The organism is Streptomyces sp. NPDC087901 (assembly GCF_044742205.1).
Lineage (GTDB): Bacteria > Actinomycetota > Actinomycetes > Streptomycetales > Streptomycetaceae > Streptomyces.
Map to the genome: position 1 here is coordinate 56,511 of NZ_JBIUUC010000002.1, position 18,665 is coordinate 75,175.

The following is an 18,665-nucleotide window of genomic DNA, read 5'->3' on the forward strand; positions in this document are numbered from 1 at the left end:
GCCACTGCAACAGCGACTGATGGGGCGTCAGATCAAGGTGTCTGACGCCCTCTTGGCGACCTCAGAGCAATGTGACATATTACTGTCGTGTTCACGAGACAGCGTTTCGACGTGGTCGTCGTCGGTGCCGGAGTGGTCGGTGCCGCCTGCGCGTACTACGCCGCCCGGTCCGGACTCTCGGTCGCGGTGGTGGACAGCGGACCGGTCGCCGGTGGCACCACCGGCGCGGGGGAGGGGAACCTCCTGGTCTCCGACAAGGTGCCGGGCCCGGAGCTGGACCTCGCGCTCCTGTCCGCCGCGCTCTGGCGCGAGCTGGCCGAAGTGCTGCCTTCCGCAGTCGAGTTCGAGCAGAAGGGAGGGCTGGTCGTCGCGGCAGGACCCGAGTCGCTGGCCACCCTGACCGCGACCGCCGTCGGGCAACGAGCCGCAGGAGTCCGGGCCACCGCGGTAGCGTCCGATGAACTGAAGGCGATCGAACCGCACTTGGCCTCCGGGCTCGCCGGAGGGTTCCTCTATCCGCAGGATGCCCAGGTCCAGCCGGCCCTGGCCGCGGCCCACCTCGTCCGCGCGGCCCGCGACGCCGGAGCAAGCCTCCATCCGGGGCAGGCGGTCACGGACGTGCTGACCGGACCGACGGGCGCGGTCCGCGGCGTACGGACCCGTGCGGGCGAGCTGCTCGCCCCGGCGGTGGTCAACGCGACGGGTGTACGGGGCGGGGAGCTGGCCGCTCTGGCGGGTGCGGAACTGCCCGTGCTGCCCAGGCGCGGCTTCGTCCTGGTGACCGAGCCGCTGCCGCCGCTGATCAGGCACAAGGTGTACGCGGCGGAGTACGTGGCCGACGTGTCCAGCGCATCCGCCGCCCTGCAGACCTCTCCCGTCGTGGAGGGCACCCTGGCCGGGCCGGTCCTGATCGGCGCCAGCCGTGAACGGGTGGGCTTCGACCGGACGTTGTCCGTCCCCGTCGTCAGCCGGCTGGCCGCGGCGGCGGCCGCGCTCTTCCCGGTGCTGGCCCACACCCGGGTGCTGCGGGCCTACCACGGCTTCCGCCCCTACCTGCCCGACCACCTCCCGGCGATCGGGCCCGACCGCCGGGTGCCGGGCCTCTTCCACGCCTGCGGTCACGAGGGCGCCGGCATCGGACTGGCACCCGCCACGGCCGTGCTGGTCACCGCCGCGATCCGCGGGGAGCAACCGGCCCTCGACCCAGAGCCGTTCCGCCCGGACCGGTTCGACACGGGCCCCCGTCCCGGTTACGGAGACTGACCGCCCGGTCCGAGGTCACAGTGACAGTCTCCGTAGCCGCCGCCGTGACGCCGTATATCCCGAGAGGCCACCCGATCCGTCCGGGAGCGTCCGGACATCCCGACCGCCGACCGAGCAGGAGCCCTGGTGAGACGTCCCCGCATACGTACGTCCGCACGAACCCCGGCCGGCCTGGCCGGCGCCGGTCCCGGCCCCGGTTTCGAGATCACGTTCGACGGCCGCCCGGTCCGGGCCCTGCCCGGCCAGACCATCGCGGCCGCCCTCTGGGCCGCCTCCGTCCTCACCTGGCGCACCACCCGGGTGACCGGACGGCCGCGGGGCGCCTTCTGCGGGATCGGATCCTGCTTCGACTGCCTGGCCACCGTCAACGGCCTGCCCAACCGGCGTGCCTGCCTGCTGCCCGCCCGTCCCGGCGATGCCGTCACCACGCAGGAAGGGGACGGACATGCCGGTCCCGTCCGCTGAACCGTCCGCCGCCCGGCCCGAGCGCACCGAACTCGCGGTGGTGGGCGCCGGACCCGCCGGGCTGGCCGCCGCCGTCACCGCGGCCGACGGCGGACTCGACGTGGTCCTGCTCGACGCGGCGGACGCACCGGGCGGCCAGTACTACCGCGCGCCCGCCCCCGGGATCGGTGCCACCCGCCCGGAGCGACTGCACCACCGCTGGGCGGACTTCGCGGCCCTCACCGCACGGCTCGACCGGCACCGCGCGGCAGGCCGGATCCGCCACCTCACCGGCCACCACGTCTGGGCCGTCGAGCGGCGCGGAGCGGACTGGGCCCTGCACGCGGTCACCGGACCCGACGGCCGGGACGGTTCCAGCACGCTCGACGCCCGCCGGCTGCTGGTCGCGACCGGCTCCTACGAGCGCCAGCTCCCGTTCCCCGGCTGGACCCTGCCGGGTGTCGTCGGAGCGGCCGGGGCGCAGGCCATGCTGAAATCGGGCCTGGTGCTGCCGGGCAGGCGCATCGTCGTCGCAGGCAGTGGACCGCTGCTGCAGGCCGTCGCGGTCTCCCTCGCCCGAGCGGGCGCCCGGGTCCCCGCGCTGGTGGAGGCCTCGGGCTACGCGGCGTACGGGCGTGCGCCGATGGTGCTGGCCACCAACCCCGGCCGGCTCACCGAAGGGGCCCGGCACGGTGCGGCGCTGGCGCGACACCGGGTCCGGCTGCAGACGCACCGGGCGGTCACCGCCGTCCACGGCACCGACCGGGTGGAGGGCGTCACGGTGAGCCGGCTGGACCGCGACTGGCGCCCACTGCCCGGGACCGGGCGCCGGATCGAGTGCGACACCCTGGCCGTCGGGCACGGTCTCGTGCCCCAACTGGACCTCGCCGTCGGGCTGGGCTGCGCCACCCGGTGCGCCGCGGACGGCTCGGCCGCGCTGGAGCTCGACGAGGAACTGCGCACCACCGTGCCCGGAGTCTGGGCCGCGGGCGAGACCGGCGGTATCGGCGGCGTCCACCTCGCCCTGGCCGAGGGCGAACTGGCCGCCCGCTCCGTGATCGCGGAAGCGCGCGGCGGCCGGGGCGCGGCACGCACGGCGGCGCTGCGCCGGGCCCGGCGCCGGATGCGCGCGTTCGCCGGGCTGATGGCTGCCGTGCACCGGCCCGGGCCGGGCTGGACCGACTGGACGACGACGGACACCGAGGTCTGCCGGTGCGAGGAGGTCACCACCGGCGCCATCCGCGCGGCCGTCGGTGAACTCGGCGCCGGGGACAGCCGCACGGTCAAGCTCCTCACCCGGGCCGGGATGGGCTGGTGTCAGGGCCGGACGTGCGGATTCGCCGTGCGGGAACTCGCCGGCTGCGCAGCGGAGACAGGGAGCCCCGACCGCCGGCCGCTCGCCTGCCCGGTCCCGCTGTCCGTACTCGCCCGTGCCGCCCGCCCCGAGGACACGTGAGGACGCGCATCCCACCCCGCGGCATGTCTTCTCCCACCTTCACCGCACCTTCCAAGGAGCCCACATGACGACGAACAGCCCCGCACGCACCAGCCCCTGGCGAGGCGTCATGGTCGCCACGCCCCTCACCCTGCGGGAGGACCGGTCCATCGACTTCGACGCGTACGCCGCACATGTCCACGACCTCGTCGCCGAAGGGTGCGACGGCGTCGTGCCCAACGGCTCGCTGGGGGAGTACCAGACCCTCACGGACCAGGAGCGCGACCAGGTCGTCCGGGTCGCCGTCGAGGCGGCCGGGGACGGAGCCAGGGTGATGCCCGGCGTCTCCGCCTACGACAGCACCCAGGCACGGCGCCGGGCCGAGCAGGCGGCAGAGGCCGGGGCCGGCTCCGTCCTGCTGCTGCCGCCCAACGGATACCCGTGCGTGGACGGGGCGGTCCGTGCGCACTACGCGGAGGTCGCCTCCGTGGGCCTGCCGGTCGTCGCGTACAACAACCCGTACGACACCAAGGTCGACCTGTCACCGCGACTGCTCGCCCAGCTCCACGCCGACGGTTCCGTAGTCGCCGTCAAGGAGTTCAGCGGTGACGTCCGCAGGGCCTACGAGATCGCCGAGGAGGCCCCGGGGCTCGACCTGCTGGTCGGCGCCGACGATGTCCTGCTGGAACTCGCCGTGGCGGGTGCCGTTGGCTGGATCGCAGGCTGCCCCAACATGCTGCCCGCCGGCTGCGTCGCGCTGTACCGGGCGGCCGTGTCCGGGGACCTGGACACGGCGCTGCCGCTGTACCGCCGGCTGCACCCGCTGCTGCGCTGGGACTCCAAGCCGGAGTTCGTCCAGGCGATCAAGGCGTCGATGGACATCGTCGGACGGCACGGCGGACCGACCCGGCCGCCGCGCCTGCCGCTCGGCGCCGACGCCCTGGCCGCCGTGCGCGCGGCCACCGAGAAGGCGCTCGCCGAGGGCCTCGACTGAGCCTCCCGCCCCACCCGTCAGCACACCAGACATCCGCCGGGCCGGAACGTCGTACCGGACCGGCCGGACGACCGAGGGGGAAACTTGCGCACGCGTCACGTCTTCCACGCCGTCGACTCGCACACCGAAGGCATGCCCACCCGGGTGATCACCGGCGGCATCGGTACGCTGCCCGGCGCCACCATGGCCGAGCGCCGCGCCTTCTTCATGGCGCACCGGGACCAGGTGCGGACCCTGCTGATGTACGAGCCCCGCGGCCACGCGGCCATGAGCGGGGCGATACTCCAGCCGCCGACCCGGCCCGACGCCGACTTCGGGGTCCTGTTCATGGAGGTTTCCGGCTGTCTGCCGATGTGCGGGCACGGCACCATCGGAGTGGCCACCGTCCTGGTGGAGACCGGCATGGTGGAGGTCACCGAACCGGTCACCACCGTGAAGCTGGACACTCCCGCCGGGCTGGTGAGCGTCGACGTCCGGGTCGAGGACGGCGCCGCCACCTCCGTCACCCTGACCAACGTCCCCGCCTTCAGCGCCGGACTCGGACTCACTGCGAAGGTCCCCGGCCACGGCACCGTGCCCTACGACCTCGCGTACGGCGGCAACTTCTACGCCATGGTCCGCCTGGACGACCTGGGCCTGCCGTTCGACCGGGCCCGCAAGGACGAGCTGCTGGCCGCCGGGCTCGCCCTGATGGACGCGGTCAACGCCGCCGACCGCCCGGTCCACCCGCTCGACCCCGCCATCCACGGGCTCAAGCACGTCCAGCTGATCGCCCCCGGCTCGGATGCCGTCCGCTCCCGGCACGCCATGGCCATCCACCCCGGCTGGTTCGACCGTTCCCCGTGCGGCACCGGAACCTCCGCCCGGATGGCCCAGCTCCACGCGCGGGGCGAGCTCGCCCTGGACACCGACTTCGTCAACGAGTCTTTCATCGGTACGGAGTTCACGGGCCGGCTCGTCGCCGAGACCACAGTGGGGACGCTGCCCGCCGTCGTCCCCACCGTCACCGGCCGCGCCTGGATCACGGGGACCGCACAGTACTTCCTCGACCCGGCCGACCCGTTCCCCGAGGGCTTCCTGTTGTGAGCCGCCCAGTCCGTAACGGACAACGTCACATTGTATTCTTGGGCTCCGCACGGTGCTGGAGGAACAGACATGGCCCGCCTGACGTCGCTCAACGTGATCTCGGCGCAGGAGCATCTGCGTGACCAGGTGGCGCACGCACTGCGGGCGGCACTCATCTCCGGCGAGCTGAAGCCCGGGACCGTGTACTCCGCGCCCGCGCTCGCCTCGGAGTTCGGTGTCTCCGCGACGCCCGTCCGCGAGGCGATGCTCGACCTGGCCCGTGAGGGCCTGGTCGAGGCCGTCCGCAACAAGGGCTTCCGGATCACGGAACTGACCGAGCAGGACCTCGACGACTTCACCGAACTCCGCGCCATGATCGAGGTACCCACCGTGGGCAGGATCGCGAGGATGGGTCTCACACAGGAGTTGGAGGCGCTGCGGCCCGTCGCGCTGGAGATCGTCGAGGCGGCCCGCCGGCACGACATCCTGGGCTATCTGGAGGCTGACCGTCGCTTCCATCTAGCCCTGCTGGCGCTGGCCGGGAACCGCCGACTGGTCGAGGAGGTCGGCGAACTGCGCAAGCGCTCACGGCTGTTCGGCCTGAACCGGCTGGCCGAGTCGGGGCAGCTGATCGCCTCCGCGCAGGAACACGTACAACTGCTGGACCTGGTGGTCGCCGGTGACGCCCCGGGGGCCGAGGCCTGCATGCTCGCCCACATGTCCCATGTCCGGTCTCTTTGGGCCGACGGCAGTCAGGGTGGGGCCGAGCGCGCCGGCGAGGCGTCCGAAGGGGCGCCGGCCGTCCAGGCCTGAGCCCCCGGCGTTGGCCACGGACCGCTTCTCGCGTTGGCCACGGACCGTTTCCCGGCACTGGTCAAGGCCGGGTGCTACGGCACGGGCATCGACGCCGAGGCATCCGTCACGACCGGCCCACAGGGCTCCGGGGCGATCGGGATGTCGCACAGGCGGGGGGCCTCACTCTCCCGCTTCGGCCGCAATCCAGCTCTGCCAGACGTGGATCGTGTTGGGCACCTCGGGGCGGTCGAGGAGCCAGAGGACGTAGCCGGCATGCCGGCGTGCCCATGGAGTGTCGGACCGAGCGGCAGTTTCCAGCCTGCAGCGCAGATCCTCACTGTCCACGGCTCGAGCAACGCGCACGTACTCACGGTCCTTGCAGCGGTAGGCCCTCCGAACGACGGTCTCGACCAGGTCGGTGAGCTTCGTCCTGACCTCCGGGCCGTGGCCGGCGGCCGCCACGTCCCGTATGAGGCTCTGCTTCGTGCCCCACTTCTTGGCATGCCGGGTCCACTCGTGCGGATACCTTGCCTCCCATTCCAGGAAGAGGAGTGCATAGGGCAGACCCTGCCACGCCCTGATGTCCCCGGGCGGGCGGTTCCACAACGCGTCGGGCAGCGAGTACTTGCCGGCTTCGATGTACGCCTCATGTGACTGCAGGAAGGCCTGATCCCGCCACTGTTCCTGTCCGCCGAGCGGCAGCGTCACGTGCCACAACTCGTTGAACCGGCCAAGAGCATCCCGTACGTGTCTCTGGGCATCGCCGAGCCGGACCAGCGCCGCAGCCCGTTCGACGGGATCGTCGGCTATCAGCCCGAACGCCCAGCCCAACCGCGCGTCCCACGCCTGGGCTTCGTCCACGTCGGCACCCGCGCCCGCGCCCGAATCTGCATTCGCATCCTTCGTCACGCAGCGGATCATCCCCCAGTCACTGCACCGAGGTGCATCGAACCTCGACTCGGCCTCGACCCGAACCTCGGCCCGGACCTCGATTGGGAGCTCCTCGGCCCGAGGTGTCGTCGTCCTCAAGCAGGTCTCTGCATAGGGGAGTTGGGGCGCGGATGAATGTGCGCACAACTCCTTCCGAAGGACATGTGACATGTGCCATTGTACAGACGGTCGCGCTGGAGGTCGTGCTCATGTCATGAGCCGGGTCAGTCGCCCGGGCCTCGACCGCGCCATCCCCCACGCCGCGCATCGTCGCGCGGCACCCCACCGCTGGGAGGCGGCACGTGAAGAACCGAACGGTTCGACAGAGATTCACCGGCTTGTCCACCGTGGCCCTGGCGGCCTGTCTGGGCGTCGGCATGCTCGCCGCACCGAGCCGGGCCGCCGAGCCCCGGCCCTCCGCGCCGGCCGCCGCCCACGCGACGGCCGCCGTGGGCAAGGCCGTCGGCCCCGAGGCGCCCGAGCCGGGCGGCCCCGCCGCGCAGGCCCTCACCGCGCCCGTCGAGGACGCCGGCCACATAGGCGGCGCAGCCCTGAAGCCCGCCGACCGGGCCCCGCAGACCGCGTCCAAGGACGCGCTGAAGCGCGACTACGACGACCCGCGTGCCGCCGCGCCGAGCCACCCGGCCCCGTCGATGAGGGCGAAGGCCCGCTCCGCCGCGAAGGCGGCCGGACTCGCCCAGGCCGCCGCGTGCTCCGTGGCCGACTTCACGAGCCGCACCGGCAGCGCCCTGGTCCAGCAGATCAAGTCGTCGACGACCGACTGCGTCAACACCCTGTTCGGGGTCAAGGGCAACGACGGCTACCTGGCCTTCCGTGAGGCACAGATGGTCGCCGTCGCCGACGCCCTGCGCGACGGATCGGCCGCGTACCCGGGTGACAGCAGCACCGGTATGCCGCAACTGGTGCTCTTCCTCCGGGCCGGCTACTACGTGCAGTACTACGACCCGGGCACCGTCGGCGGCTACGGCGCCCCCCTGCGCACCGCCATTCAGGGCGGGCTCGACGCCTTCTTCGCCTCGGCGCACTCACGCGACGTCACGGACGCCAACGGCGAGACCCTGGCCGAGGCCGTCACGCTCATCGACAGTGCCGAGCAGAACGACCGCTACCTGTACATCGTCAAGAGGCTGCTCGCCGGCTACAACTCCTCGTACGACAGCTCCTGGTACATGCTCAACGCGGTCAACAACGTCTACACCGTGACCTTCCGGGGTCATCAACTGCCCGCGTTCGTCAGCGCAGTCCAGGCCGACCCGAGCCTGCTCGACTCGCTCGCAGGCTTCGCCCGCGACCACCTCTCTCTGCTGGGCACGGACCGCTCGTACCTGACCTCCAACGCAGGTCGCGAACTCGGGCGGTTCCTCCAGGAGGAACCGCTGCGGCCCAGGGCCCGTCCGCTTGTCATCGACCTGCTCGGCCGGAGCTCGCTGACCGGACCCACCGCACCGCTCTGGGTCGGACTGGCCGAGATGACCGACTACTACGACCGGGCCAACTGTGCCGCGTACGGCACCTGCGACCTGGCGGCCCGGATCAGGAGCGCCGTTCTACCCGTCGAGCACACCTGCAGCGACAGCATCCGCATCCTGGCCCAGCAGATGTCCTCGGCCGACCTCGCGTCAGCCTGTACCAGCCTGCGGGGCCAGGACGCCTACTTCCACGAGGTGGCCCGGGACGGCGGACCCGTCGCGGGGGACAACAACACCACCATCGAGGTGGTCGTCTTCGATTCCAGTACCGACTACCAGACCTACGCCGGAGCCATCTACGGCATCAACACCGACAACGGCGGAATGTACCTGGAGGGCGACCCGTCAGCGGCCGGCAACCAGCCGCGGTTCATCGCCTACGAGGCCGAATGGGTGCGCCCGGACTTCCAGATCTGGAATCTCAACCACGAGTACACGCACTACCTCGACGGCCGGTTCGACATGGCCGGAGACTTCGAAGCGGGTGTGACGACCCCGACCATCTGGTGGGTCGAGGGCTTCGCGGAGTACGTCTCCTACTCCTACCGTGACGTCGTCTACGACGACGCCGTCACCCAGGCCGGATCGCACACCTACACCCTGAGCTCCCTGTTCGACACCACCTACGAGAACGCCGACCAGACGCGCATCTACAACTGGGGCTACCTGGCCGTCCGTTACATGCTCCAGTCGCACCGAGCGGATGTTGACCGACTGCTGGGCCTCTACCGCGGCGGTGACTGGAGCGGTGCCCGCACCCTGCTCACCTCCACCATCGGCAGTCGCTACGACTCCGACTGGAACGCCTGGCTGACGGCGTGCGCGGCGGGCAGTTGCGGCACCACCGCCAACCCGCCGGCCGAGTGCACGGCAGGTGACGTGCGCGAGCTCGGCCAGAACTGCACCCGGAGCGGACGGCAGGCGACGCGGGGCAACTACTCCTATCTGTACGTCTACGTGCCTGCCGGCACCGCTCGGCTGAAGATCACCACGAGCGGGGGGACGGGCGACGCCGACCTCTACTACAACGCGAACGGCTGGGCCACCACGGGTGCTTACACATCCCGGGCGACCGGCAGCGGCAACAGCCACACGCTGACCGTCGAGAACCCGGCGGCAGGCGCCCACTACATCAGCCTGTACGCCGTGCAGGACTTCGGCGCGGTGAACGTGTCCACGCGGTACTGATTCCGGCCGGGCGTCACGCGTGCGGATCACCGCGGCCGTGGCGCCCGGAGCGGTTTCTCAGAGCAGTCGCAGGGTGTCCGGTCCCGTCCGTTCCCGGATGATCTCCACCAGCCGGTCGAAGAGAGTGGGGCCGAGCCCCTCGGCCGCCCGGGCCGATTCCGCGCGCAGGCGTTCCTGGTTGCTCGCATGGGCCCGTCCGGCGATCGCGCGGAGATACCGTGCGGTCTCCTCGTGGCCCAGCGCGCGCGCAGACAGCGCGTGGTCCCGCCACTCGATGACGAAGTCGCCGTCGTCCGGCGTGCCCATCCCGCCGCTCAGGCAGTCCGCGAAGGCGTCGAGGTTCCGGCCGAAATAGCCGCCGGGCCCGTTCACCGCCTCGCCGATCACGTCCCAGAAGCGCTCCGGGCCGGTGACCTCGGAGCCGTCGATCACATAGGTCACGGTCATGGGGGGAGCGTACAAGTACGTCGCTCCGGTGATCCGCGCCGCAGGTGGGGGCTACGGCGCGGACCGGACCGGGGGTGCGGCTCAGCAGTCGTGGTCGACGAGGTCGAAGGTCTCGTAGTGGTCGGCGGTGTAGTAGTCCTCCTGGACCTCCTCGCCGGTGACGATGCGTCGGGCACCGCGGGTCGGGGAGCCCGGGGTGATCACGGTGTACTCGTGGTAGTAGCCGGTGCCCTGTCCGGGCAGCACGCCTTCGCGGTTCTGGAAGACGGTCCCGTCCTGGTCGTACGGGAAGGGCCCGCCGGCGTCGATGAGGTCGAGGGTGTCGTGGGCCTGGGACGGCAGCGCGGAGTAACAGATGCTGCCGACGGAGGTGGTGGCGGCGGTCGCGGTCGCCGTGACGGGGCCGCCGACGAAGAGGACGGACAGAAGGGCGGCGATGCCGCCGAGCGTGGTGATCCGTGGGGGGATTCGCATAGCCACCATGATGACGCGCGTAGATACGGTCCCGTCAACGCCAACAAGGGTGAATTTTTGTGAAGTTAACCGAGCGGGAGGTGAACGTCGCGCACGGGGCGGGCGGGCGCACGCCGTAGCGCGCAGCGCGTGTCAGGGGCTGACGGAGCGCCAGATGCGTTCCGGGACCGTCCGGACGGCCTCCTCGATGTCGATGTCACCGACCGAGAGCCAGCGGCGCGCGATGCCCGTCACGGGGCCCAGGATCAGTGATTCCACCACGGGCAGGGGGAGGTCGACGAGTTGCCCCGCCTCCTGGTGGGCACGCAGCCAGGCCGCGAGAGGGGCCAGCCGGGCCTCCTGGGCGCCGCGGATCTGACGGGCGCGTGCGGTGATCTCGCGGTCCACGGTGACGGAGTGCATGAGCCGGGCCGCGTCCGGGTGGACCTGGATGAAGCGCAGGTAGGCCCGTACCGCCGCGTGGACACCGGTGCGGGCGTCCTCCGCGCGCGTCAGCTCCGCGCCCAGCTCGCCCAGGAGGCGGCCCAGCCAGGACTGCGCGAGCGCGACCACCACGCCTTGGAGGCTGCCGAAGTGGTGGTAGATGCTTCCCGCGCTGACGCCACTGGCCGAGGTGATCGCGCCCAGAGTGAGTCCGGCTTCGCCGTCCGACGCGTAGATGTCCAGTGCGCAGTCGAGCACGTGCGCTGCGGTGGCCTCACCGCGTTGTTGCTTCGGACTCATCGACGCCGCCCCCAGCTCCCGGATCCGGCGTTCCCTCGTGGACCCGCCCGCAGGGAACAGAGTAGAAGAATGTTCCAGAACTATTTCCGGAAGCAGTTCCAATTGTCGCGCGTTGTGCCTCAGACTGAACACCTTTGCGCCAAGTGACGGTTGCGCATGGAGATTTCAGGTGTCGGACGCGGTCCCGCGGGGCTGCGCGGCGGGACTCACGGGGGAGTACTCGAACATGACCAGCGTGCACGACGGTGACCACGAGGACGGCGAGGACAACCTCGACGGCGGCATAAAGCCCCTGGCCGCGACCGACCCGGTCCGCATCGGGCCCTACCTGCTGCTCGGCAGACTCGGCGCGGGGGGCATGGGCCGGGTCTACCTCGCCCGTTCCGAGGGCGGCCGCACGGTCGCGGTCAAGGTGGTGCACCCGGAGCATGTCGCGGACCCGCAGTTCAGGGCCCGCTTTCGCCGTGAGGTCGACGCGGCGAGGCGCGTGGGCGAGCGCTACACCGCGCCCGTTCTGGACGCGGCTCCCGACGCGGAGTACCCCTGGGTGGCGACGGGCTATGTCCCCGGCCTCTCCCTGGAGCAGGTGGTGCGGGGCCATGGCGCGCTTCCCCCGGAGTCCGTACTCGCCCTCGCCGACGGACTCCTGCGCGCACTCGAGGACATCCACTCGGCCGGCATCGTCCACCGCGACCTCAAGCCCTCGAACGTGATGCTCACGGTCGAGGGACCCAAGGTCATCGACTTCGGCATCGCCCGCGCCGCCGAGACGTCCGTCGACTCCCTCCTCACCAGCACGGGCATGGTGATCGGATCACCCGGCTTCATGGCTCCGGAGCAGATCCGCGGCGAGAGCGCGGGCCCGAAGAGCGACGTGTTCACCCTCGGCTGCGTGCTGACGTACGCGGCTACCGGCACCCTCCCGTTCGGCAACGGGGTGAGCAATCAGCATGCGGTGATGTACCACATCGTCGAGGCCGAGCCCGAGATCGATCAGGTCCGCGACGAGGGTCTGCGCACCCTGATCACCCGCCTCCTTGCCAAGTCGGTCGCCGAACGGCCCTCCGTGGCAACGCTGTTGGCGGAGCGCGGCGGCGAGGCGCCTGCCGCGGGGGCATCGTGGCTGCCGGCCGGAGTGGTGGGCCACCTCGCGCGGCAGTCGGCGCGGCTCCTGGACGCGGAGGCGGCGCCGGTGCGGCAGGAGAGCGTCGACCGCGGGACGGTCGGCCTGCGGGCGCCGGCGGACGTCTCCGTGGTCGCCTCCGTCGGTGGGACCGCCGAGCCGAAGCGCAAGCGGGACGGGCGACGCCGCCCATGGATCGTGGCCGTTCCCCTGGTCGTGGTCCTGGGCGGGGGAGGCGGCACGCTGGCGGTTCTGCAGCCGTTCGGCGGCGACAGCGACAGCGACCGCGGCAGCCACGCGTCCCCGTCCAGCGGTGCGACAGCCCCTTCCGTGCCGGGGTCGCCGTCGGCACCGCACAGCTCACCTCCCCGGAGCGACAAGAGCCCCCAGGCGGACGGCGGCAAGAAGGACGACGACCGGAAGGACGGCGATGACGGGGAGGGCGGCGGGGACGCCGGAGGCTCGGCCGGCGGTGCGGGAGTTCCGGACGGCGGCGGTACCTCCGCCGTGGGCGGCTCCGGCTCCTCCGGCGGCGGCACCGATGCGACGGGCGGCGGGAGTTCGAGCACCGGAGGCTCAAGCGGGGGGAGTGCGGCCGGAGGTGGTTCGGGCAGCACCTCGGGCTCGACGAGCGGTTCCGGGGGCACCTCCGGGTCCACCACGACCGGCTCGGGCGGCACTTCGGGCTCCACGGGCGGATCAGGCGGCGGGAGCACGGTCCCGTCGTCGTTCGCGGGCACCTGGAAGTACGGCGACGCGTACAACGTGGGGCAGCCGGGCACGATCACCATTTCCGGGTCGGGCGTGGTGCGCCTGACCGACTTCCCGGTCAACAACTGCCCGTACGAGGCAAAGGTGACCTCCACGGCGAACGGCAACAGCCGTATCAACGTCGGCACGGCCAGGCTCGTCGGCGCCAACCCCGGTTACTGCTACGCGACGCTCGAAGCGTCGTACTTCACCCTCAACGGCAGCGGCGTCCAGCACAACGTCGGCGCCCCCCATGCCGACGGCTACTACTACAAACGGGCCTGAGGCCGGCACGACCGCCGCCCGAGGGTTGCCGGAATCACCTTCCTCGTGACGCATCCGCAAGCGTGACAGCGCGTAGGCGGGGCATGCATTGCGTGAGCACCTTCGATAACAGGGGGCGATTCACTGTGTGGGCGGGGGAGACGATGGGGCGTCAGGAATTGGCCCGACTGCATCGCAGAGTCGGCCGTGCCGATCTGGCGGCCGTCGCGGAAGTGCGGGGAGCCGTGCGGGAATTACTGCGATATCGATGGAAGGAGGAGCCCGCGCAGGTGGCCGAGCTGCTGCTCAGCGAGCTCGTGACCAATGCGCTGGTCCATACGGGCGACGGAGCGGTCGTCGCCGTGAGTGTGGCGCCGCAGAAGCTGCGCGTGGAGGTCAGGGACTTCGTCCCGGGCATGCCCGTGTCGCACGTACCGAACGCCGACGACGGTACGCACGGCAGGGGACTGGTCCTGGTGGAGAGCCTCGCGGACTCCTGGGGAATAAGCCCGCACGCCCTGGGCAAGGTGGTCTGGTTCGAGCTGGACGGTGAACGGCCCTGACGGTCCGGTCGGATCGTCAGGGCCGTGTCCCGCAAGTCGCCGGCCGGCACATCAGCCGAACTGCTGCTCCAGGTCCTTGAGCTTCTGCTCCAGCGAGTCGAGCCTGGGCAGTGCCTGGGTGTCGTCCTCGGCAGTGAGGTCGACCGCTCTCGGATCGGTCGCGCCCAGCTCAGGAACGTCCCTCGAGTTCGGGCCGTTCACGGCTTGCAGGGATGGCCGGGGTCGCAGGGGCAGCTGACCCGGCTCGGATATGGCGGGCTCCGCGACGGACTGCGCGGAGCCCGTCGCGGGGGCGATGGCCTGGACGTCCACCTGGGCGCCGCCCCGGCCGACCCGTCCCCAGGCCCGGTTCTGCCGGTTCAGGGCCTTGATCTGCGCCCGGTCCAGCTTTTCCTGGTCCCTTCGGCGGAGCCGGTTCTGTTCCTTCTCCCGGCGGTCCTCGCGTACCTCGTCGACCGCCTCGTCCAGCGTGCGTACGCCTTCGAGCAGCATCAACGACCAGGCGCCGAAGGTCTCCCGGGGTGCGCGCAGCCACCGTACGATCCGGATCTGCGGCAACGGACGGGGAACCAGGCCCTGTTCGCGCAGCGCCGCCACCCGGGTCTGTTTCAGCGCCCGGTCGAAGAGCACGGCCGCCGAGAGCGACATTCCTGCGAAGAAGTGCGGAGCACCCGCGTGGTTCAGGCCACGGGGGGCGTGCACCCAGTTGAACCAGGCGGCCGCACCGGCGAAGGTCCACACCAGAAGCCGTGAGCCGAGCGCCGCGTCGCCGTGGCTGGCCTCGCGGACAGCGAGCACGGAGCAGAACATCGCCGCCCCGTCGAGGCCGAACGGCACCAGGTACTCCCAGCCCCCGGAGAGGCCGAGATTCTGGGTACCGAAGCCGACGAGCCCGTGGAAGGAGAGCGCGGCCGCGACCGCGGCGCAGCAGAACAGCAGAACGTACGAGGCGGTCGCGTACAGCGCCTCCTTGCGTCTGCGCCGTTCCTCGCTGCGTTCCCAGGTGTCGTCGGCCGCGGATGTGTCAGAGGCGCGCTTGCCGCGCGCGACCACCGCAACCGCCGCCATGACCCCTGCCAGCAGCACGGCGGCCGGAAGCAGCCAGTCAAGCGATATGTCGGTCAGTCTCATGCACGATCCCTTGCATCGCGATAGGGCATTTCGGCCGCCATCGTGCCGGGGATTGCCTTGCGTCCAGGCGGTTTCGGGGCAAGAGAACGCCAAAGGGGTGGCAGAGTCGACGGATATCCACGATCTGGTCGAATGCCCGTATGCCGCAGGGGAGTTGCGTTCGATTTACGTCACTCGTGCGGGCGGTGTGGATCTTCGCATCGCACCACGCTGCGGGCAGTGCGGAGCTTCGGGTCGCGCTACGCCACCGGGCGGCGCGGGTCAGGCGGTGGGCGTCAGCTTCCGGACCCGGTCCGAGTCGCAGGTGCGCGGGCAGGTGACACAGGTGTCCTCGGGGCGCACCGTGTAGAACATGCAGCAGCTCGCCCGGTCCCGGGTGGGCAGTGACTGTCCGTCCGGGCCGGTCAGCTCCCGGAAGCCCGCCGTGCCGACGTAGGGCTTCGTGGTGCCCGGCAGGAGCGCCTCCAGCTCGGCCATCGCGCGCCGCTCCTCGCCGAGGAGATGGGCGATGTACCAGAGGCCCTCGACGACCTCGTCCGTCGCCATGCCCCACAGGGCCCGCTTGCCGCGCCGCATCCGCGGGCCGAAGCCGTCGAGCACGGGGCCGAGGTGTTCGGCCACGGACGCGAGCACCTCGGCGCGCAGCGCGGCCTCGTCCGCCACCACGCGCGCACCCGGCAGCTCCGCCGCCGGATCGCCGGGCAGGCAGGCGAACTCCTGTACCCGTACCGTCAGATGGCCCAGCGCCCGCTGGAAGGCGACGTTCTGGACCGGGATCCGCGGCACCCGCCGGTGCAGGAACCACGGCACCGTCACCAGCAGGCAGGCCGGCCATGCGTAGCGGTGCAGCCCGAAGCCGGCGACCACGTCGGGCCGGGCCTGCTGTCCGTAGTCCCGCAGCACCTGCGCGTCGTCCCAGGCGAGGAAGGCGTCGAGTCCGCCGCCCCCCGCCGCGAGCTCGTGGGCGCCCACCCAGCCGGTGCCGCCGGGGGCGGGCTCGTCGTCCGTGAGCACCTCGGCGCGCAGCCCGGGAAAGACCTCGGCCAGGCGCGCGTACGCGTCCGTCATCGCCGAGGTCGTCGTGCCGGGGAACAGAGTGGGCAGGGTCATGCAGGGACCACCGAATCGCGATCGTTTGCAGGTAAGCCTTACCTTACCCGACGCGATCGATGTTTGAACTGCAGCCTCCTCCGCCTATCGTGCACACGAGGCGCCGTGCACGCGAGCCGCGCCCGCGACCGGCCGAGGAGGTACCCGTGGAGCAGGGCAGAGCCCGTGAGGACGCGTGGACACCGCATGCGTCCGCCGCGCCCATGACCGCCTCCTCGTCCCTCCGGGTGCCCGAGCAGGCCCGAGGCGAGCACACCCACAGCGAGCCGCCGGCCCCCCGGACCGTGGTGCAGCGGCACTCCGTGCGCGGCCAGATCCTGGACGCCCTGCGCGCCGCCCTCGTCGACGGCGAGCTGATCCCCGGGCAGGTCTACTCCGCCCCGGCGCTCGGTGCCCGTTTCGGGGTCTCCGCCACCCCTGTGCGCGAGGCGATGCAGCAGCTGGCCGTGGAGGGTGCCGTCGAGGTCGTGCCGAACCGCGGCTTCCGGGTCGCCCAGCGCGGGCCGGGCGAGCTGGCCGAGCTGGCCGAGGTGCGGGCGCTGCTCGAAGTCCCCGTCATGCTGCGGCTCGCCCGCACCGTCCCGCCGGCCGGCTGGTGCGCCCTGCGCCCGCTGGCCGACGCCACCGTCGCGGCAGCGGCCGTCGGCGACCGGGCGAGTTACGCGGAGGCGGACCGGGCCTTCCACGGGGCGGTACTCGCGCTCTCCGGCAACCGGCAACTCGTGATGGTCGCCGACGAGCTGCACCGCCGCTCCCAGTGGCCCTTGGGGCACAACCCGGCCACCCGCCGGGCCGACCTCCTCGCCGACGCGGTGGAACACGCCGCGCTGCTCGATGCGCTGATCGCCGAGGACCTGTCCGTCGTGCAGTCACTGGTGCGCGAACACTTCACCGGCGCGGACCGCTGACCTCCCCGGTCCGGGCTGCCGGCGTGGGCTGCTGACCTCCCCGGTCCGGGCTGCCGGCGCGTACCGCTGACCTTTCCCGTCCGGGCCGCTGCCAGACGCTGACTTCCCCGCCCGGGCCGCCGCCGCCGCGGTCCGCTGTGGGTACTCTGTGCCTCTCATCGCATGATCGTTTTCGAGGGGCGGGAATGATGCGGAACCGATGGCCGCGGGGGACGTCCGCGCTGCTGGTGGTGCTGGGACTGGCACTGGCGGCGGCGGGCTGTTCCGAGTCCGGCGGATCCGACGGAAGGCCTCCTGCGACGCCCGCTCCCGCGACGCCGTCGCCGAGCGCGAGCCCCGCGCGTACACCTGCGGAGTCCGCCGCGCCTTCGCCGTCCGCGACCCCGTCGGCTTCCGCGACTCCGTCAGCCTCCGCGACCCCCTCCGCCTCCGCTGCGGCCGCCTTCTCCGTGCCCCCGACGAGGAAGCCGGTGCCGCCGAAATCCCCGGTCGCGCCGCCCCCGCGCGACGGAGGCGCGGAGAACGGGAATCCCACCGCCGCGGTGCCGCAGAACCCGAACCGCGGCCCGAACCCGCCGCCCGCTCCGCCGCGTCCGACGCCGACCCCCGAGTGGAGCGACGCGGGCTGGAAGCCCGGCGACCCGGTCGAGGACCCTGCCTGAGGTCCTCGACCGGCCGTGCTCAGTTCGCCCCGGCCGTCTCCGGCCCCGGCGGGTCGAGATGCGGCGCCAGCCAGGTCGGTACGCCGCCGAGCAGCCGGAAGAGCCTGCCCGCCTCGGCACGCAGCCGCGTGGCCGCCTCGGGCTCCGGTTCGGCGTCCGCCATGGCGATGAGCGCCGGTGCCGTACCGACCAGGTAGCCCAGCTCCTCCCTTATCCGCAGGGACTCGGCGAAACCGTGCCTGGCCTCCGCCAACTCGCCCTCGCGCAGGGCGATCAGGGCCAGATGGCGCCAGGTGGAGGAGAGCAGCAGCGCGTCTCCCTGGGCCGTGGCGCCTGCGTGGGCCCTGCGGTACGCGGCGCGGGCGGCCTGCGGTGAGTCGGCGATGTTCTGGGCGATCAGGCCCCGCCGGAAGTCGAGCAGCGGGCGGCCCGGGGCGGCCGGGGCGAGCAGCGCCGCGGCGCGGCTCAGCGCCACCCGTGCCTCGTCGGCCCGGTCCCGTACGCCGAGCAGGGTGGAGGCATACGCCAGATAGCCGCGCTCGCAGGCGGCGGCCCCGCGCTCGGCGTCGTCGTGGGCCATGGCCTCGGCGGTGCGCAACGCGTCCTCCGCGTCGGTCCAGCCCTGCCCGGTGTACAGACACCGCTCGGTCAGCAGTGCCGTCCGCTGGAGGGCCGCCGCCGGGTCGGTGGCGGCGTCGTGTTCGAGCAGTGCCGCAGCGTCCGTCCAGCAGGCGCGTGACCGCAGCCGCCATACCGCTGTCTGGAGCGGCGGATCGTCATCTGCTGTCGTTCCGGAACCAGACATGGCGGTATGCGCCACATTGCCCTCCCCGAGCGCGCCATCGAGCTGTTGAGTCTGGCCGCATCACAGCACGGAATGGCACGCCGGGCCAAGAGGTCGAGGCA

General features: G+C 72.0%; 18 protein-coding genes. 11 read left to right on the plus strand and 7 right to left on the minus strand.

Annotated elements, in window-relative coordinates:
- The first annotated feature begins 87 nt into the window (after positions 1–87).
- The 6 genes from ACIOEW_RS05840 (at position 88) to ACIOEW_RS05865 (ending at position 6,014) form a co-directional block, all read left to right on the plus strand.
- On the plus strand, positions 88–1,263 hold the full coding sequence (locus tag ACIOEW_RS05840; protein WP_401961661.1) for an NAD(P)/FAD-dependent oxidoreductase: 1,176 nt from the start codon (positions 88–90) through the stop codon (positions 1,261–1,263).
- 126 nt (positions 1,264–1,389) lie between these two features.
- Positions 1,390–1,728, plus strand: coding sequence for a (2Fe-2S)-binding protein (locus ACIOEW_RS05845; RefSeq protein ID WP_362553953.1), 339 nt, complete (start codon positions 1,390–1,392; stop codon positions 1,726–1,728).
- Positions 1,709–3,163, plus strand: a complete 1,455-nt coding sequence (locus tag ACIOEW_RS05850) for an NAD(P)/FAD-dependent oxidoreductase (RefSeq protein WP_401961664.1) — start codon at positions 1,709–1,711, stop codon at positions 3,161–3,163. The genes ACIOEW_RS05845 and ACIOEW_RS05850 overlap by 20 nt, the downstream gene beginning before the upstream one ends.
- 64 nt (positions 3,164–3,227) lie before the next feature.
- Positions 3,228–4,136, plus strand: a complete 909-nt coding sequence (locus ACIOEW_RS05855) for a dihydrodipicolinate synthase family protein (protein ID WP_401961666.1) — start codon at positions 3,228–3,230, stop codon at positions 4,134–4,136.
- An 84-nt stretch (positions 4,137–4,220) separates the two neighbouring features.
- Positions 4,221–5,222, plus strand: a complete 1,002-nt coding sequence (locus tag ACIOEW_RS05860; RefSeq protein ID WP_401961669.1) for a proline racemase family protein — start codon at positions 4,221–4,223, stop codon at positions 5,220–5,222.
- A gap of 69 nt (positions 5,223–5,291) precedes the next feature.
- Positions 5,292–6,014, plus strand: a complete 723-nt coding sequence (locus tag ACIOEW_RS05865; protein ID WP_362553941.1) for a GntR family transcriptional regulator — start codon at positions 5,292–5,294, stop codon at positions 6,012–6,014.
- Between the two features lie 162 nt (positions 6,015–6,176).
- Here the strand turns inward: ACIOEW_RS05865 and ACIOEW_RS05870 are convergent, their stop codons facing one another.
- Positions 6,177–6,905: a hypothetical protein gene (locus ACIOEW_RS05870; protein ID WP_401961672.1), complete on the minus strand. Its 729-nt coding sequence runs from the start codon at positions 6,903–6,905 to the stop codon at positions 6,177–6,179.
- 323 nt (positions 6,906–7,228) lie between these two features.
- Between ACIOEW_RS05870 and ACIOEW_RS05875 the strand changes: the two genes are divergently transcribed.
- The gene (locus ACIOEW_RS05875) at positions 7,229–9,604 is read left to right on the plus strand and encodes a M9 family metallopeptidase (RefSeq protein ID WP_401961674.1); all 2,376 of its coding nucleotides are present in this window, start codon (positions 7,229–7,231) and stop codon (positions 9,602–9,604) included.
- Positions 9,605–9,661: 57 nt separating this feature from the next.
- Here ACIOEW_RS05875 and ACIOEW_RS05880 read toward each other — a convergent pair whose 3' ends face one another.
- The 3 genes from ACIOEW_RS05880 to ACIOEW_RS05890 all read right to left on the minus strand — a co-directional run bounded on the left by ACIOEW_RS05880 (position 9,662) and on the right by ACIOEW_RS05890 (position 11,248).
- The gene (locus ACIOEW_RS05880) at positions 9,662–10,051 is read right to left on the minus strand and encodes a barstar family protein (protein WP_362553932.1); all 390 of its coding nucleotides are present in this window, start codon (positions 10,049–10,051) and stop codon (positions 9,662–9,664) included.
- A gap of 81 nt (positions 10,052–10,132) precedes the next feature.
- Positions 10,133–10,525 (minus strand): ribonuclease domain-containing protein, encoded by a 393-nt coding sequence (locus tag ACIOEW_RS05885; protein WP_350995716.1) that lies wholly within the window; start codon positions 10,523–10,525, stop codon positions 10,133–10,135.
- A 132-nt stretch (positions 10,526–10,657) separates the two neighbouring features.
- Positions 10,658–11,248 (minus strand): TetR/AcrR family transcriptional regulator, encoded by a 591-nt coding sequence (locus ACIOEW_RS05890; RefSeq protein ID WP_401961679.1) that lies wholly within the window; start codon positions 11,246–11,248, stop codon positions 10,658–10,660.
- 226 nt (positions 11,249–11,474) lie between these two features.
- Between ACIOEW_RS05890 and ACIOEW_RS05895 the strand changes: the two genes are divergently transcribed.
- The gene (locus ACIOEW_RS05895) at positions 11,475–13,406 is read left to right on the plus strand and encodes a serine/threonine-protein kinase (protein WP_401961682.1); all 1,932 of its coding nucleotides are present in this window, start codon (positions 11,475–11,477) and stop codon (positions 13,404–13,406) included.
- 143 nt (positions 13,407–13,549) lie between these two features.
- Positions 13,550–13,948, plus strand: coding sequence for an ATP-binding protein (locus ACIOEW_RS05900; protein WP_401961684.1), 399 nt, complete (start codon positions 13,550–13,552; stop codon positions 13,946–13,948).
- 51 nt (positions 13,949–13,999) lie between these two features.
- Here ACIOEW_RS05900 and ACIOEW_RS05905 read toward each other — a convergent pair whose 3' ends face one another.
- On the minus strand, positions 14,000–15,079 hold the full coding sequence (locus ACIOEW_RS05905; protein WP_362553922.1) for a DUF2637 domain-containing protein: 1,080 nt from the start codon (positions 15,077–15,079) through the stop codon (positions 14,000–14,002).
- A 261-nt stretch (positions 15,080–15,340) separates the two neighbouring features.
- The gene (locus ACIOEW_RS05910) at positions 15,341–16,189 is read right to left on the minus strand and encodes a (2Fe-2S)-binding protein (protein ID WP_401961686.1); all 849 of its coding nucleotides are present in this window, start codon (positions 16,187–16,189) and stop codon (positions 15,341–15,343) included.
- A gap of 146 nt (positions 16,190–16,335) precedes the next feature.
- Here ACIOEW_RS05910 and ACIOEW_RS05915 point away from each other — a divergent pair, with 146 nt between their 5' ends.
- Together ACIOEW_RS05915 and ACIOEW_RS05920 are read left to right on the plus strand one after the other, a co-directional pair.
- Positions 16,336–17,097: a GntR family transcriptional regulator gene (locus ACIOEW_RS05915; protein ID WP_362553916.1), complete on the plus strand. Its 762-nt coding sequence runs from the start codon at positions 16,336–16,338 to the stop codon at positions 17,095–17,097.
- Between the two features lie 470 nt (positions 17,098–17,567).
- On the plus strand, positions 17,568–17,759 hold the full coding sequence (locus tag ACIOEW_RS05920) for a hypothetical protein (protein WP_401961690.1): 192 nt from the start codon (positions 17,568–17,570) through the stop codon (positions 17,757–17,759).
- Between the two features lie 19 nt (positions 17,760–17,778).
- Here the strand turns inward: ACIOEW_RS05920 and ACIOEW_RS05925 are convergent, their stop codons facing one another.
- On the minus strand, positions 17,779–18,564 hold the full coding sequence (locus tag ACIOEW_RS05925; protein WP_362553913.1) for a hypothetical protein: 786 nt from the start codon (positions 18,562–18,564) through the stop codon (positions 17,779–17,781).
- Positions 18,565–18,665: the final 101 nt, after the last annotated feature.